Annotated in this window: 14 protein-coding genes; 5 read left to right on the top strand and 9 right to left on the bottom strand. The window is 61.8% G+C overall.

Annotation, left to right across the window (positions count from 1 at the left end):
- Nucleotides 1–97: 97 nt before the first annotated feature.
- The 3 genes from cueR to INQ47_RS14340 are packed head-to-tail and all read right to left on the bottom strand — an operon-like array spanning nucleotide 98 to nucleotide 3,343.
- Nucleotides 98–508 (bottom strand): Cu(I)-responsive transcriptional regulator, encoded by a 411-nt coding sequence (gene cueR / locus INQ47_RS14350; RefSeq protein WP_404701958.1) that lies wholly within the window; start codon nucleotides 506–508, stop codon nucleotides 98–100.
- Nucleotides 505–2,904, bottom strand: coding sequence for a heavy metal translocating P-type ATPase (locus INQ47_RS14345; RefSeq protein WP_404701957.1), 2,400 nt, complete (start codon nucleotides 2,902–2,904; stop codon nucleotides 505–507). The genes cueR and INQ47_RS14345 overlap by 4 nt, the downstream gene beginning before the upstream one ends.
- Before the next feature lie 52 nt (nucleotides 2,905–2,956).
- Nucleotides 2,957–3,343, bottom strand: a complete 387-nt coding sequence (locus INQ47_RS14340; protein ID WP_252461220.1) for a hypothetical protein — start codon at nucleotides 3,341–3,343, stop codon at nucleotides 2,957–2,959.
- A 145-nt stretch (nucleotides 3,344–3,488) separates the two neighbouring features.
- On the opposite strand from INQ47_RS14340, the gene INQ47_RS14335 reads away from it, so the two are divergent.
- Together INQ47_RS14335 and INQ47_RS14330 are read left to right on the top strand one after the other, a co-directional pair.
- Nucleotides 3,489–3,686 (top strand): heavy-metal-associated domain-containing protein, encoded by a 198-nt coding sequence (locus INQ47_RS14335; RefSeq protein WP_014589568.1) that lies wholly within the window; start codon nucleotides 3,489–3,491, stop codon nucleotides 3,684–3,686.
- 107 nt (nucleotides 3,687–3,793) lie between these two features.
- Nucleotides 3,794–4,975, top strand: coding sequence for a multidrug effflux MFS transporter (locus tag INQ47_RS14330; RefSeq protein WP_003255285.1), 1,182 nt, complete (start codon nucleotides 3,794–3,796; stop codon nucleotides 4,973–4,975).
- Here INQ47_RS14330 and INQ47_RS14325 read toward each other — a convergent pair.
- A complete protein-coding gene (locus INQ47_RS14325) occupies nucleotides 4,926–5,123 on the bottom strand; it encodes a hypothetical protein (RefSeq protein ID WP_103463468.1) in 198 nt (65 codons plus the stop codon). The genes INQ47_RS14330 and INQ47_RS14325 overlap by 50 nt on opposite strands.
- A gap of 491 nt (nucleotides 5,124–5,614) precedes the next feature.
- Here INQ47_RS14325 and INQ47_RS14320 point away from each other — a divergent pair, with 491 nt between their 5' ends.
- Entirely contained in the window at nucleotides 5,615–6,328 is a 714-nt protein-coding gene (locus tag INQ47_RS14320) for a helix-turn-helix transcriptional regulator (RefSeq protein ID WP_021783985.1), read from the top strand.
- A 20-nt stretch (nucleotides 6,329–6,348) separates the two neighbouring features.
- On the opposite strand, the gene INQ47_RS14315 is transcribed toward INQ47_RS14320, so the two are convergent.
- The 5 genes from INQ47_RS14315 to INQ47_RS14295 form a co-directional block, all read right to left on the bottom strand.
- On the bottom strand, nucleotides 6,349–7,296 hold the full coding sequence (locus INQ47_RS14315; RefSeq protein ID WP_010951862.1) for an adenosine deaminase: 948 nt from the start codon (nucleotides 7,294–7,296) through the stop codon (nucleotides 6,349–6,351).
- A gap of 86 nt (nucleotides 7,297–7,382) precedes the next feature.
- Nucleotides 7,383–8,069 (bottom strand): SDR family oxidoreductase, encoded by a 687-nt coding sequence (locus INQ47_RS14310; protein WP_252461219.1) that lies wholly within the window; start codon nucleotides 8,067–8,069, stop codon nucleotides 7,383–7,385.
- 368 nt (nucleotides 8,070–8,437) lie between these two features.
- A complete protein-coding gene (locus INQ47_RS14305; RefSeq protein WP_103443431.1) occupies nucleotides 8,438–9,022 on the bottom strand; it encodes a YigZ family protein in 585 nt (194 codons plus the stop codon).
- Nucleotides 9,023–9,031: 9 nt separating this feature from the next.
- Nucleotides 9,032–9,694 carry a TetR/AcrR family transcriptional regulator gene (locus INQ47_RS14300; RefSeq protein ID WP_003255279.1) on the bottom strand — a complete coding sequence of 221 codons (663 nt, stop codon included), beginning with the start codon at nucleotides 9,692–9,694 and terminating at the stop codon, nucleotides 9,032–9,034.
- 90 nt (nucleotides 9,695–9,784) lie between these two features.
- Nucleotides 9,785–10,702, bottom strand: coding sequence for a LysR family transcriptional regulator (locus INQ47_RS14295; protein WP_021783989.1), 918 nt, complete (start codon nucleotides 10,700–10,702; stop codon nucleotides 9,785–9,787).
- Between the two features lie 118 nt (nucleotides 10,703–10,820).
- Here INQ47_RS14295 and INQ47_RS14290 point away from each other — a divergent pair, with 118 nt between their 5' ends.
- Together INQ47_RS14290 and INQ47_RS14285 are read left to right on the top strand one after the other, a co-directional pair.
- A complete protein-coding gene (locus INQ47_RS14290) occupies nucleotides 10,821–12,167 on the top strand; it encodes an aspartate aminotransferase family protein (protein ID WP_021783990.1) in 1,347 nt (448 codons plus the stop codon).
- Nucleotides 12,168–12,240: 73 nt separating this feature from the next.
- On the top strand, nucleotides 12,241–13,734 hold the full coding sequence (locus INQ47_RS14285; RefSeq protein ID WP_404701956.1) for a CoA-acylating methylmalonate-semialdehyde dehydrogenase: 1,494 nt from the start codon (nucleotides 12,241–12,243) through the stop codon (nucleotides 13,732–13,734).
- The last annotated feature ends 488 nt before the right edge of the window (nucleotides 13,735–14,222 follow it).

The following is a 14,222-nucleotide window of genomic DNA, read 5'->3' as shown; positions in this document are numbered from 1 at the left end:
ATGAAGCCAAAACGCCTGTATTTATTGGATAAAGTCGTGGTTGGTGACTATTCGGTCGTGTTTGGACATTTATGGCATACCAAAAGCTCTTGGTGGCTCAGTGACAGCAGTTGCCTGGAGCGCCATTGGCCAGGTCTTTGAGGATCGGGCAGTCCGGGCGGTCGTCGCCCTGGCAGTGCGAAACCAGTTCGCCGAGGGTGTCGCGCAGGCTCACCAGTTCCTCGATGCGCCGGTTCAGTTCATCGATGTGCTGCATGGCCAGCGCCTTCACATCGGCGCTCGCACGTTGGCGGTCCTGCCACAAGGTCAGCAACCTGCCGACCTCTTCTAGGGAAAAGCCCAGGTCGCGGGAGCGTTTGATGAAAGCCAGGTTGTGCAAGTCCTCTGCCTGGTACAGGCGGTAGCCGCTGTCGCTGCGTGTGGCCGGTTTGAGCAGGCCGATGGATTCGTAGTAACGGATCATCTTGGTGCTGAGCCCGCTGCGGCGGGCGGCCTGACCGATATTCATGGCGCCTCCTGGGTACTGCTGGTGGGTTTCCACGTTTTGAGCCACAGTGCGTTGCTGACGACGCTGACGCTGGACAGGGCCATGGCGGCACCCGCCAGTACCGGGTTGAGGTAACCCAGCGCGGCCAGCGGGATGCCGATCAGGTTGTAGATGAATGCCCAGAACAGGTTCTGGCGGATTTTCGCGTAGGTCTTGCGGCTGATTTCCAGCGCAGCGGGCACCAGGCGCGGGTCGCCACGCATCAGGGTGATGCCCGCGGCTTGCATGGCCACGTCGGTACCACCACCCATGGCAATGCCGATGTCGGCCGCGGCCAACGCCGGTGCATCGTTGATGCCATCGCCAACCATGGCGACCACACCATTCTGCCTGAGCGCGGTCACGGTTGCGGCCTTGTCGGCCGGTAGCACTTCGGCATGCACATCGTCGATGCCCAGGGCCTCGGCAACCACTCTGGCGCTGCCACGGTTGTCACCGGTCAGCAGGTGGCTGCTGATGTGTTGGGCGTGCAGGGTGGCGATGGCCTGCGCGGCGCCGGGCTTGAGGCTGTCACCAAAGGCGAACAGGCCCACCACTCTTGCTTGCGTACCGCGTTCGATCAACCACGACAGTGTGCGTCCTTCGGCTTCCCAGGCCTGGGCCTTGTCGGCCAACTCGCCGGGCTGCAGAGCGCTTTCGTCAAGCAGTCGGCGGTTGCCCAGCGCCAGTTCACGGCCTTCAACGCGACCGGCAATGCCGCGCCCGGTCAGCGACTGGCTGTCGGCAACGGTTGGCACGTCCAGCCCTTGCTCTGCACAGGCGACCAGCACCGCCTTGGCCAGCGGGTGTTCACTCCCACGTTGCAGGGCGCCGGCCAGGCGGTGCAGGTCGGCACTGTTGCCGTCCAGCGCCTGGCTGTGAACCACCCGCGGGCTGCCGGAGGTGAGGGTGCCGGTTTTGTCGAAGACTACGCGGTTGACCGCATGGGCACGTTCCAGGGCTTCGGCATCCTTGATCAGGATGCCGTGGCGGGCGGCGACCCCAGTGCCGGCCATGATCGCCGCGGGCGTGGCCAGGCCGAGGGCGCAGGGGCAGGCGATGACCAGCACAGCGACGGCGTTGATCAGCGCGGTTTCCAGTGGTGTCCCAGCCAGCCACCAGCCGATCAGGGTGATCAGGGCCAGTACCAGCACGGCCGGGACGAATACCTGGCTGACACGGTCGACCAGCTTCTGGATCGGCGCTTTGGCGGCTTGTGCGTCTTCCACCAGGCGGATGATGCGCGCCAGCACGGTCTCGGTGCCCAGCGCCTGGGTACGCACCAGCAGCCGGCCTTCGCCATTGATGGCGCCACCGGTAACGCTGTCGCCGGGTTGCTTGGGCACTGGCAGGCTCTCGCCGCTGATCAGGGCCTCATCGGCGTGGCTGCTGCCGTCTTCGACCACGCCGTCGACCGGGAAGCGCTCGCCGGGCTTGACCAGTACCAGGTCGCCCAAGCGCAACTGGGCGATCGCCACGTCCTCCTCCAGGCCGTCGACCACGCGCACGGCGCGTTCCGGGCGCAGGGCTTCGAGGGCGCGGATGGCACTGGCGGTCTGGCGTTTGGCGCGGCTTTCCAGGTACTTGCCCAGCAATACCAGGGCAATCACCACGGCCGAGGCTTCGAAGTACAGGTGCGGGGCCATGCCGGCGGGAGCCTGTGCCCATTGGTACAGGCTCAGGCCATAGCCAGCGCTGGTGCCCAGGGCCACCAGCAGGTCCATGTTGCCGGCACCGGCGCGCACGGCCTTCCAGGCTGCAATGTAGAAGCGGGCACCGAGAATGAACTGCACGGGTGTGGCCAGCAGGAACTGCGCCCAGGCGGGTAGCATCCAGTGCAAGCCGAACGGTTGCACCAGCATGGGCAATACCAACGGCAGGGCCAACAGCAAGGCTGCACCAACTGCCAGGCGCTCGTTGCGCAGGCGTCGCTGGACAGCGCTTTGGTCGTCCTTGGTCAATTGTGGCAGGCTGGCGCTGTAGCCTGCCTTTTGCACAGCGTCGATCAGCAGGTTGTCATCCAGGGCCGCAAGCACTTCGAGGTGTGCGCGTTCGCTGGCCAAGTTGACGCTGACCTGCTCGACCCCCGCCAATTTGCCTAGGGCGCGCTCTACGCGGCCGACACAACTGGCGCAGGTCATACCGCCTATCTGCAGTTCGAGGGTGCGGGTAGGCACCCCATAACCGGCCTCGCGCACGGCTTCGACCAAGGCCGGCAGGCTGTCAGGCGGAGCGAGAACCCGAGCTTTTTCAGTGGTGAGGTTTACGCTGACCTGTTCAGCGCCGGTGACCTTGCGCAGGGCGCGCTCGACCCGGCCAGCACAGCTGGCGCAGGTCATGCCGGAGATCGGCAGGTCGTATGTGGTGGATGCGGGCATGGCTCTCCTCCTTGGACAGGCCTCCAGCATCAACCTTGCCACGCAGGCAAGGTCAATAGCCCAGGTCGGCTCGTTTCAACTCCAGCCCATATTGCCCCATGGCGATGCGGTATTTGTTGATCTGGCCCGCCAGCAGATTCAACCGCGTGCTGCGCTGGTCCTCTATACCTGCGGCGCAACCCGGCATTTGCCCAGGCAGCAGGCGCAGGCGTACATCCACCGGGCCAGGCGGCAGGTTGAACGAGGTGGACTGCTCCTGGAAAACGCGCCCGGAAAGCTGGTCGTTGAGGTACACGCCGATTTCGCAATTGGTGGCCACTTCCAGGCGCTCCCGGGAAATGATCAGTACGCTGTAGGCTGAGTTGCCCTCGGCGAAGGCCGGTGGCACCACAGCCAGCGCGCCCAATAGCCCGACGACGCCCAATGCTGCCCTGAACATGAAAAATCTCCTGCTTGCCTGATCGTCAAAGGCGCAGCTTGGCCGACGCGGACGCGGATTTCCACCCCGGGTGTTGCAGGCAAGGCTTGACCTTGCCCTGATGGCAAGCTTGAGACTTGTGGAAAACCTGAAGGAGGCAACCCCCATGCAAGTGTTCAATGTACAAGGCATGACCTGCGGCCATTGCGTGAAAGCCGTGACCCGCGCGGTGCAGGAGCAGGATGCCGCAGCCAGGGTGGAAGTTGACCTGGCGGGCAAACAGGTGCGTGTGCAGAGCGAGTTGGCGCAGGAGCAGATTCTCACTGCGATTCGGGATGAGGGGTATCAGGCCGAACTCGCCTGAAGACCTGATTGCTCCCGCCGGGGGTAACAGTGTTGCAAATGTTTTCACATCGTTAGGGTCCACAGCAGGTAGAATCAGTCACTTGCTTAGCCTGCTATGGATTCCTGATGAACCTGCGAATGGTGCTCATCCTGGGCGCACTCAGTGCGTTCGGGCCCTTGGCGATCGACTTCTACCTGCCAGCCTTCCCGGCCATGGCGCAAGCGTTCGCCACCGATGAAAAACACGTCCAGGCCACGTTGGCCGCCTACTTCCTGGGCCTGTCTATCGGGCAGTTGGCCTATGGGCCGGTTGCCGACCGTTTTGGCCGACGCAAACCGCTGATGTTCGGCGTTACGCTGTTCACCTTGGCATCACTGGCCTGTGCTTACGCCCCCAACCTCGATACCTTGGTGGTGGCGCGTTTCATCCAGGCACTGGGTGGTTGTGCCGGCATGGTGCTTTCGCGGGCCATCGTCAGCGACAAGTGCGACCCGGTAGCTTCAGCCAAAGTGTTTTCGCAACTGATGCTGGTCATGGGCCTGGCGCCGATCCTGGCACCGATGCTGGGTGGGGTGCTGGTGAATCTGGCCGGCTGGCAGTCGATCTTCCTCGCTCTGAGTTTGTTCAGTGCCGGCTGCCTGCTGGCGGTAAGCCTGGGCCTGCCGGAAAGCCTGCCTGAGCATATACCGCGCCAGCCGCTGTCTGGCGCCTTGCGCCAGTACCTGCGGCTGCTGGCTGACCGGGTTTTCCTCGGCCATGCTCTTACCGGCGGTATCGCCATTGCCGGCATGTTTGCCTATATCGCCGGTTCGCCTTTCGTGTTCATCAAACTGTATGGCGTGCCCGCAGAGCACTACGGCTGGTTGTTCGGCACCAACGCCGCAGGTTTTATTCTGGTGGCGCAGGTCAACGCCCGTTTACTGGCCAAACGCGGGCCGGCCTTCCTGCTGGGGCGCGCGGTGTGGCTGTATCTGGTTGCGGGCCTGGTGCTGCTGGGCGTGGCGGCCTTGCGCCCTGCGCAGTTGTGGCCGCTACTGGTGCCGCTGTTCATCTGTATCGCCAGCCTTGGTTGCATTATTCCCAATGCTTCGGCCTGCGCCATGAGTGGACAGGGCGCGCGTGCCGGCAGCGCCTCGGCACTGATGGGCTGTGTGCAGTTCAGCGTAGCTGCGGGCGCGGCGGCACTGGTCGGGCTGCTGCATGATGGCAGTGCGGTGCCAATGGCAATCGTGATCAGCCTGTGCGGGGCGCTGGTAGTCAGTGTCGCGCTGTTGACCCGGCGTTTGCAGGCCAAGGCTCCCGCATAAGCGGATGAGGTGCCTGCAGACGGGTTTCCAGCGTGGCGACGAAGGCACGCGCCTCAGCCTCGCTGCGGAAACTAACCACATGCTGATCAAGCTGGACCTGCCAAGGGCAGGCGGGGTTTCGGCTCGACGCGCTTACGATAATTTTCACCGCGGCATACCTCCAGGAAGGACAGCCGCTCAAGTGTAGCGCTGGCCCGCCAGCCTGCCATGACACGGCTTCAGCGTCCTGACTGACGGTAAGTGTGTGCATTTTCCTGGCGGTGTTTCCTGCTTTGGGCGCAATGCCTGTAACCCCCCCAGAACCTTCGCTTTGTTTTGCGCTATTTGTGGAAGGTTGCTGTGGGCCACATCTGAAATGGCTGCAAGTTTGTTTTCATCAAGATGTTTCAGCGTGCCTGTGTGGGCGTACCGGTGCCTTGGCTGACTTGGTGCCGAGGAGTTTTTCGAAGCCGCTTTGCTGCTTGCCATGGGTAGATATACCCAGTGGTTTTTCATCTTGGGTACGGCGGCACGTGGTCGTCTGACCGGCGTTTTTCTGCGGCTTATACTGGCGAACCAGGCCAGTGCCAGCGAGAGGCGCTTCCCTGGCAGGGTTGGCCATCGCATCCCCACCGTGAAATTGCAGGGAGTTACAAGGACATGAACGCAGCCAGCAGTATCAGCCAGATCGCCAGCCTGATGGCCGACCCCAAGCGCAGTGCCATGTTGTGGGCATTGATCGATGGCACACCAAGATTGGCCAATGAACTCGCGATAATGACTGGCCTGACTTCATCGTCCGCCTGCGCACACCTTTCGTTGCTGTCGTCGGCCGGCTTGCTCAAGCATGAAGCCAGGGGCCGCAAACGCTACTTCTGCCTGGCAACCCCGCAGGTCGGAGCGGCGGTAGAAGCCTTGGCCAGCGTGCAGCTGGAAAGCGCCAGGGGAGAGCGTGCCGAAGCGCCAGTATCGTCACTGCCCATGTCGATGCGCCGGGCGCGCCGTTGTGGCGATCATCTGGGTGGGGAGTTGGCCAGTGAGCTATATCATCGCATGGTGGTGGCCGGCTGGCTGGAAGGCAGCGGTCGGCAGTTGATGGTAAGTGACGAGGGGCGGGCGCAGTTGGCCTTGGTTGGGGTGTACATCGATGCCTTGGCGCCACACCAGCAACGAGGTTGCGTGATCTGCCGCTGCACCGAGTGGAATGACCAGGGCCCGCACCTGGGGGGCGTACTTGGCCAGGCCTTGTTCAGGTTGTTCCTGCAATCTGGCTGGATGCGCGAGTTAGAGGACACGCGGGCATTGCATATTTCGGCGCTGGGTATCCAGCAGATCAATCGCATCGCCCGCGTGGCGACGTTGCAGGTCGGTTGAGCGCAACGTCGTCATGCTGCTCAGACCAGCCGTGCGTCCAGGCTGTTTTGCGCCAGGCGACGTGCCTGGTCTTCGGTCATGCCCAAGTGGGTATGCAGGGCGTGGAAGTTCTCCGTGACATAGCCACCGAAGTAGGCCGGGTCGTCCGAGTTGACCGTGACCTTCACACCACGCTCGAGCATGTCGAGGATGTTGTGTTGGCTCATGTGGTCGAACACGCAGAGCTTGGTGTTGGACAGCGGGCACACCGTGAGCGGGATCTGCTCGTCGATGATGCGCTGCATCAGGCGCTCGTCCTCAATGGCACGCACGCCATGGTCGATACGCTTGATCTTCAGCAGGTCGAGGGCTTCCCAGATGTACTCGGGTGGGCCTTCTTCGCCAGCGTGGGCAACGGCGACGAAACCTTCGCTGCGGGCGCGGTCGAACACACGCTGGAACTTGCTTGGTGGGTGGCCCATCTCCGAGCTGTCCAGCCCAACGGCAATGAAGGCATCGCGGAACGGCAAGGCCTGATCGAGGGTCTTTTGCGCTTCATCCTCGCTGAGGTGGCGCAGGAAGCTGAGGATCAGGCCGCTGCTGATGCCCAGTTGTTCGCGACCATCCTTGAGCGCCTGGCTGATGCCGTTGAGCACCACTTCGAAAGCAATGCCGCGGTCGGTATGGGTCTGTGGGTCGAAGAAGGGTTCTGTGTGGATCACGTTCTGGGCTTTGCAGCGTTGCAGGTAGGCCCAGGTCAGGTCATAGAAGTCCTGCTCGGTGCGCAGCACGTCGGCGCCCTGGTAGTACAGGTCGAGGAACTCCTGCAGGTTGTTGAAGGCATAGGCACCGCGCAAGGTTTCCACATCGGCCCAGGGCAAGGCGATCTTGTTGCGCTCGGCCAGGGCGAACAGCAACTCGGGCTCCAGTGAGCCTTCCAGGTGCAGGTGCAGTTCGGCCTTGGGCAGGGCGTTCAACCAGTCATACATAGTGGTTCATCTCAATCAGGTACGGTTGCGGCCATTCTACAGGGGCCGGCCGGGCAATGCGCCCAGCCGGGCTGCGACCTGGTGAATCACCAGACCAAGGGTTCACCCTTGTAGTTGATGAAACGCAGGCCGCCGTTGCCGCTTTGGGCCTTGATCTGTTCGATCATGCCGCGGGTGCTGGTGAGCACATCGATATCGGCGTTTTCGCCACCCATGTCGGTTTTCACCCAGCCCGGGTGCATGGCCAGCACGCACAGGTCCGGGCGCTGCTGCTCAACGAAGAAGCTGTTGATCATCGAGTTCAGTGCCGCCTTGCTGGCCTTGTACAGGCAGATTTCGCCACCGTCGGGGATGGTGACGCTTCCCAGGATCGAGCTCATGAAGGCCAGCACACCACTGCCTTCACGTATTTGACCCACCAGGCGGCGAGCCACGCGTATCGGCGCCACGGCGTTGGTCATGAACAGATCGCCAATGTCGCTGTTGCTTACGGCTTCCAGGTCTTGCGGCAAGGGGCCCATGACCCCGGCGTTGACGAATATCAGGTCGAACACCTGGCCTTGCAGGCGTTGCCTCAGGCTGTCGAGCTGAACGGTGTCGTTCATTTCCAGCTGCTCGATACGCACGCCGGGCACGTTCGCCAGGGCGCCGGGCTGCTGCGGGTTACGGACGGTGGCAGTGATGTGCCAACCGTCTTCGTGCAGGCGTTGTACCAAGCCCAGGCCAAGCCCGCGCGAGGCGCCGATGATGAGGGCAGTTCTTGAATTGGCCATAGGAACATTCCTTTATCGGTGTAGGAGAAAGGAATTGAGCATACGTCACGGTGGATACGCGTGCCTGGTTTGCTTGTGGTCAAAAAATGATCAGTTATGTCCGGGCCTTGCGGGGCCGGGCGCTTCGCCTGTTGGCGCACGGGTTATCCACAAGCTGGTCCACAGTTATTGTGTGCAAGGTGAGCAAGCGGGGTGCGGCTTGGATGGGAGGCCCGCTGGGGATAAGTCGCGCGCATTCAGCAGTTTACGGCTGTCATCAAATCGTGATCAAAATATGATCAAAGCCCTGAAGGCCTTGAAATCACTAGCCTGCAAGAGAATGCCCCAAGCTTATCCACAGGCAGGCCCACAGTTGTTGTGGGCAATGTTCAGCGTGCTTCGAGCAAAATACGCCCGCGGCTCAAATCCGCCAGTTGCTGTTGCAATGGCGCCAGGTGGGCGTCACCGAGGGCAATCAGCAGGTCAACGCCATTGGCGGTGAACTGTTCGTCCAGGACCAGGCCGTCAACCTCGGCCAGGCGCAGCTTCACCAGCGCCAGCTCGCTGAAACTGCAGCTGCAGCTGAAATTGCTGCGCTGTACCAGCAGGCGCTTGGGCGCCTGTTGCAGGCACTTGTTGGCGCCGCCGCCATAGGCCCTGGCCAGGCCGCCGGTACCCAGCTGGATGCCGCCGTACCAGCGGATCACCAGCACCACCACCTGGTCGCAGTCCTGCGCTTCGATGGCCGCCAGGATCGGCCGCCCAGCGGTGCCGCCGGGTTCGCCATCGTCGCTGCTGCGGTACTGCGCGCCGAGTTTCCAGGCCCAGCAGTTGTGGGTTGCGGCCAGGTCGCTATGACGTTCGATGAAACTCATCGCTTCGGCGGCACTGCTGATCGGCCCGGCGAGAGTGATGAAGCGGCTTTTGCGGATTTCCTCGCGGTATTCGCAGAGGTCGAGCAGGGTAGAAGGCATAAAGGACGGTCAGGCAGCCGGCTTGATGCCGCAGCCTTTCAGAATGATGTGGATAAGGTTGTTGCTCGCATCTTCCATGTCCTGCTTGGTCAGGCGGCTGCGGCCAGTCACCTGGCAAATCTGGGTGGCGAAGTCGGCATAGTGCTGGGTGCTGCCCCAGAGCAGGAAGATCAGGTGCACCGGGTCGACCGGGTCCATTTTGCCTGCTTCGATCCAGGCCTGGAATACCGCAGCACGGCCGCGGAACCATTCGCGGTAATCGGCACTGAAGTATTCGGTCAGGCAGGTGCCACCGCTGATCACTTCCATAGCGAAAATGCGCGAAGCTTGCGGGTTGCGCCGGGAGAACTCCATCTTGGTGCGGATGTACTGGCTCAGGGCTTCACCGGGGTCGTCATCGACGCTCAAGGCGTTGAAGGTGCTGTCCCACAACTCGATGATATTGCTGAGCACGGCGATGTACAGGCCCAGCTTGTTGGTGAAGTAGTAATGCAGGTTGGCCTTGGGCAGCCCCGCCTTGAGCGCGATGGTGTTCATGCTGGTGCCCTTGAAACCATGGCGGGCGAATTCATCTTCGGCGGCCTGGATAATGGCCTGTTCGTTCTTCTGGCGGATACGGCCCGCGGGCTTGCCCGAGGCGGAGAGGCGATGCGCAGGGACTTCTAGGGTCATGGACGATTCCGTACGGGGCAGTGGCTGCGGCTGTGGCACAAGATTACCTGCCTGTGCCGAAGTGACAAGCGTTTGCGGCAAAGACTGGCATCAACGTGTCGCAGCCAGGCTTTCGAGGAAGCTCTCCAGCACCAGGTTGGGTCGCCGGCCTTTGCGGGTAACCCAGCTCAGGCTCAGGTCATAAAAACGCTCCTTGGGCTTGAGTGCACGCAAACGGCCTTGCTGTACCCAGAACATGGCGTAGTGGTCGGGCAGATAGCCGATGTAACGCCCGGTGAGGATCAGAAACGCCATGCCCTCGCGGTCAGAAGCACTGGCTGTGCAATTCAGCGCTTGGTAATGCGCCTGGATTTCGGCGGGCAGACGGAAGGTGGGGGTGATGGCCTCCTGGCTATTGAGGCGGTCGTCGTCTATCTGCTGGTCATCGGCATAGAACAGTGGGTGGCCAACTGCGCAGTACAGCAGCGAGCGTTCGCTGTACAACGGTTGGTACTCAAGCCCCGAAAGCGGGCTGGTCTGTGGCACGACGCCAACGTGCAGGCTGCCGTCGAGCACGCCGTGCTCGACCTGGCTGGGGGCGATCATACGGATCTGGATGCGCACATCAGGGCCGCGGTCCTTGAGTTCCGCCAGGGCATGGGTAATACGCATGTGCGGCAAGGTCACCAGGTTGTCCGTCAGGCCAATGTTCAGCTCGCCGCGCAAATGCTGGTGCAGGCCGTTGACCTCGGTGCGGAAGCTTTCCAGCGCGCTGAGCAGTTGCAGGGCTGAATGGTAGACCTCGCGGCCTTCCTCCGTCAGCGAGAAACCGGCGCGCCCGCGCTGACACAGGCGCAGGCCGAGGCGTTGCTCGAGGTCGTTCATCTGCTGGCTGATGGCCGAGCGCCCAATGCCCAGTACGTTTTCGGCAGCCGAGAAGCCACCGCACTCGACGACGCTGCGGTAAATCTTCAGCAGGCGGATGTCGAAATCGCTGACTTGAGCGAGTGGATCGGGTCGTCGGCTCATTAGTTTAGTCTCGGCCTGTCTGAAGGTTAGAAATGTAGGCTTTTTCAGACTCTATCGCCGTGCCAATTTAGCTGCAACAACATCCATCGTTGCCTAATCGTCTTCCGAGGAACCGCCGATGAACATGCCCGAAACCGCCCCCGCGGGTATCGCCAGCCAGCTCAAGCTGGACGCCCACTGGATGCCCTACACCGCCAACCGCAATTTCCAGCGCGACCCTCGCCTGATCGTGGCGGCCGAAGGCAACTACCTGGTCGATGACCACGGGCGCAAGATCTTCGACGCCCTGTCCGGCCTGTGGACCTGCGGCGCAGGGCACACTCGCAAGGAAATCGCTGACGCGGTGACCCGCCAACTGAGTACGCTGGACTACTCCCCAGCGTTCCAGTTCGGCCACCCGCTGTCGTTCCAGCTGGCGGAAAAGATCGCCGAGCTGGTGCCGGGCAATCTGAATCACGTCTTTTATACCAACTCCGGTTCCGAATGCGCCGATACCGCACTGAAGATGGTGCGTGCCTACTGGCGCCTGAAAGGCCAGGCCACCAAGACCAAGATCATCGGCCGTGCCCGTGGTTACCATGGCGTGAACATCGCGGGTACCAGCCTGGGTGGCGTCAACGGTAACCGCAAGATGTTTGGTCAGTTGCTGGACGTCGACCACCTGCCTCACACTGTATTGCCGGTGAACGCCTTCTCCAAAGGCTTGCCGGAAGAGGGCGGTATCGCTCTGGCTGACGAAATGCTCAAGCTGATCGAGCTGCACGATGCCTCCAACATCGCAGCAGTCATCGTCGAGCCGCTGGCCGGTTCGGCCGGTGTGCTGCCGCCGCCGAAGGGTTACCTGAAGCGTCTGCGTGAAATCTGCACCCAGCACAACATTCTGCTGATCTTCGACGAAGTGATTACTGGCTTCGGCCGCATGGGCGCGATGACCGGCTCGGAAGCCTTCGGCGTTACCCCGGACCTGATGTGCATCGCCAAGCAGGTGACCAACGGCGCCATCCCGATGGGCGCAGTGATTGCCAGCAGCGAGATCTACCAGACCTTCATGAACCAGCCGACCCCGGAATACGCCGTGGAATTCCCACACGGCTACACCTACTCGGCGCACCCGGTAGCCTGTGCCGCCGGTATCGCCGCGCTGGACCTGCTGCAGAAGGAAAACCTGGTGCAGTCTGCGGCTGAACTGGCGCCGCATTTCGAGAAGCTGCTGCACGGCGTGAAGGGCACCAAGAATATCGTCGATATCCGCAACTACGGCCTGGCCGGCGCCATCCAGATCGCCGCCCGTGACGGTGATGCCATCGTTCGCCCATACGAAGCGGCCATGAAGCTGTGGAAAGCGGGCTTCTATGTACGCTTTGGTGGCGACACCCTGCAGTTCGGCCCAACCTTCAATACCAAGCCACAGGAACTGGACCGCCTGTTCGATGCGGTAGGCGAAACCCTGAACCTGATCGACTGATCTTTCCGATTTTGATGCCAGGCGCATGCCCGCTGCGGGCGCCTGGCTCTCCTATGTTTATCTGGAGTTTTGCATGAGCATTGTTCAGCACCTGATTCACGGCGAACTGGTTACCAAAGGTGAGCGCACCGCCGATGTCTTCAACCCGTCCACTGGCCAGGCCGTTCGCAAGGTCGAATTGGCCAGCCGCGCAACCGTTCAGGAAGCGATCGACTCGGCCAAGGCTGCCTTCCCGGCCTGGCGCAACACCCCACCGGCCAAGCGCGCCCAGGTGATGTTCCGCTTCAAGCAGCTGCTGGAGCAGAACGAAGCCAAGATTTCGCAGATGATCAGCGAAGAGCATGGCAAGACCCTGGAAGACGCCGCCGGCGAATTGAAGCGTGGTATCGAGAACGTCGAGTTCGCGTGTGCAGCCCCAGAAGTGCTGAAGGGTGAGTACAGCCGCAACGTCGGTCCGAACATCGACGCCTGGTCCGACTTCCAGCCGCTGGGCGTGGTTGCCGGTATCACCCCATTCAACTTCCCGGCCATGGTTCCGCTGTGGATGTACCCGCTGGCCATCGCCTGCGGCAACGCATTCATCCTCAAGCCTTCCGAGCGTGACCCGAGCTCGACCTTGTACATTGCCCAGTTGCTGCTGGAAGCCGGGCTGCCGAAGGGCATCCTCAACGTGGTGCACGGTGACAAGGAAGCGGTGGATGCGCTGATCGAAGCACCGGAAGTGAAAGCACTGAGCTTCGTGGGTTCTACCCCGATCGCCGAGTACATCTATGCCGAAGGCACCAAGCGTGGCAAGCGTGTACAAGCCCTGGGGGGCGCGAAGAACCACGCGGTGCTGATGCCGGATGCCGACCTGGACAACGCAGTCAGTGCCCTGATGGGCGCGGCTTACGGTTCGTGTGGCGAGCGTTGCATGGCCATTTCGGTAGCCGTGTGCGTGGGCGACCAAGTGGCCGATGCCCTGATTGCCAAGCTGGAGCCACAGATCAAGGCGCTGAAGATTGGTGCCGGCACCTCGTGCGGCCTGGACATGGGCCCGCTGGTGACCGCGGCAGCGCGTGACAAGGTCGTGGGTTACATCGATGACGGTGTTGCTGCTGGCGCCAAGCTGGTGGTGGATGGCCGTGGCTTCCGTGTGGCAGGTAATGAAGATGGTTACTTCGTGGGTGGCACCCTGTTCGACAAGGTGACCCCGGAGATGCGCATCTATAAAGAGGAGATCTTTGGTCCGGTGCTGTGCGTGGTCCGGGTGAATAGCCTGGAGCAGGCCATGCAACTGATCAACGATCACGAGTATGGCAACGGCACCTGCATCTTTACCCGTGACGGTGAAGCGGCCCATTTGTTCTGCGACGAGATCGAAGTGGGTATGGTGGGTGTCAACGTACCGCTGCCAGTGCCGGTGGCCTACCACAGCTTTGGTGGCTGGAAGCGTTCGCTGTTTGGTGACCTGCATGCCTATGGCCCGGATGGTGTGCGCTTCTATACCCGTCGCAAGGCAATTACCCAGCGTTGGCCGCAGCGGGCCAGCCATGAAGCGTCGCAGTTTGCATTCCCTAGCCTGTAAGGGAAGTAGATGAAGCGGGGAGGCCGTCAGGCCTCCCCGTTTTGTTTTTGGGGTTTGGTTGTTGCTGTTGTAGGGGGAGGGGCTGTTCTGAGAGGGTGTTGGCTGTGAGATGTGTCTGCCACAACCCTTGCAGTGCCTGTGAGATCGAGCGCCGCCCGCGCGGCGCTTCGCGGGTAAACCCGCTCCTACGTTTATTTCGGGCCAATTATGCCTGTGGGATTCGCGTGCGAACGTTTTGGTGCCTGTCTCGATATCGCGTCGTACAAACAAGGCGTTCGCGCGCGCCCGGCACAGGAGAGACTGGCCCGAAACAAACGTAGGAGCGGGTTTACCCGCGAAGCGCCGCGCGGGCGGCGCTCGATCTCACAGGCGCAGAAACTGTTGTGGCGAACACTTGGCAGCCTCGATACGGTCTTTTCCCCTTATATTTCACTTTCTTGAAATTAAAGGTTGACGCCCTCTCGAATCCCCTTATAATGCGCCCCACT

The organism is Pseudomonas sp. 3HC3 (genome assembly GCF_044904505.1).
Taxonomy (GTDB): Bacteria; Pseudomonadota; Gammaproteobacteria; order Pseudomonadales; family Pseudomonadaceae; genus Aquipseudomonas; species Aquipseudomonas putida_Y.
This window is presented reverse-complemented; position numbering and strand designations above follow the sequence as displayed.

Excerpts from the sequence above, each read along its gene's own strand:
- cueR (WP_404701958.1), bottom strand. The coding sequence starts at position 508 with ATGAATATCGGTCAGGCCGCCCGCCGCAGCGGGCTCAGCACCAAGATG.
- INQ47_RS14345 (WP_404701957.1), bottom strand. The coding sequence starts at position 2,904 with ATGCCCGCATCCACCACATACGACCTGCCGATCTCCGGCATGACCTGC.
- INQ47_RS14340 (WP_252461220.1), bottom strand. The coding sequence starts at position 3,343 with ATGTTCAGGGCAGCATTGGGCGTCGTCGGGCTATTGGGCGCGCTGGCT.
- INQ47_RS14335 (WP_014589568.1), top strand. The coding sequence starts at position 3,489 with ATGCAAGTGTTCAATGTACAAGGCATGACCTGCGGCCATTGCGTGAAA.
- INQ47_RS14330 (WP_003255285.1), top strand. The coding sequence starts at position 3,794 with ATGAACCTGCGAATGGTGCTCATCCTGGGCGCACTCAGTGCGTTCGGG.
- INQ47_RS14320 (WP_021783985.1), top strand. The coding sequence starts at position 5,615 with ATGAACGCAGCCAGCAGTATCAGCCAGATCGCCAGCCTGATGGCCGAC.
- INQ47_RS14315 (WP_010951862.1), bottom strand. The coding sequence starts at position 7,296 with ATGTATGACTGGTTGAACGCCCTGCCCAAGGCCGAACTGCACCTGCAC.
- INQ47_RS14310 (WP_252461219.1), bottom strand. The coding sequence starts at position 8,069 with ATGGCCAATTCAAGAACTGCCCTCATCATCGGCGCCTCGCGCGGGCTT.
- INQ47_RS14305 (WP_103443431.1), bottom strand. The coding sequence starts at position 9,022 with ATGCCTTCTACCCTGCTCGACCTCTGCGAATACCGCGAGGAAATCCGC.
- INQ47_RS14300 (WP_003255279.1), bottom strand. The coding sequence starts at position 9,694 with ATGACCCTAGAAGTCCCTGCGCATCGCCTCTCCGCCTCGGGCAAGCCC.
- INQ47_RS14295 (WP_021783989.1), bottom strand. The coding sequence starts at position 10,702 with ATGAGCCGACGACCCGATCCACTCGCTCAAGTCAGCGATTTCGACATC.
- INQ47_RS14290 (WP_021783990.1), top strand. The coding sequence starts at position 10,821 with ATGAACATGCCCGAAACCGCCCCCGCGGGTATCGCCAGCCAGCTCAAG.
- INQ47_RS14285 (WP_404701956.1), top strand. The coding sequence starts at position 12,241 with ATGAGCATTGTTCAGCACCTGATTCACGGCGAACTGGTTACCAAAGGT.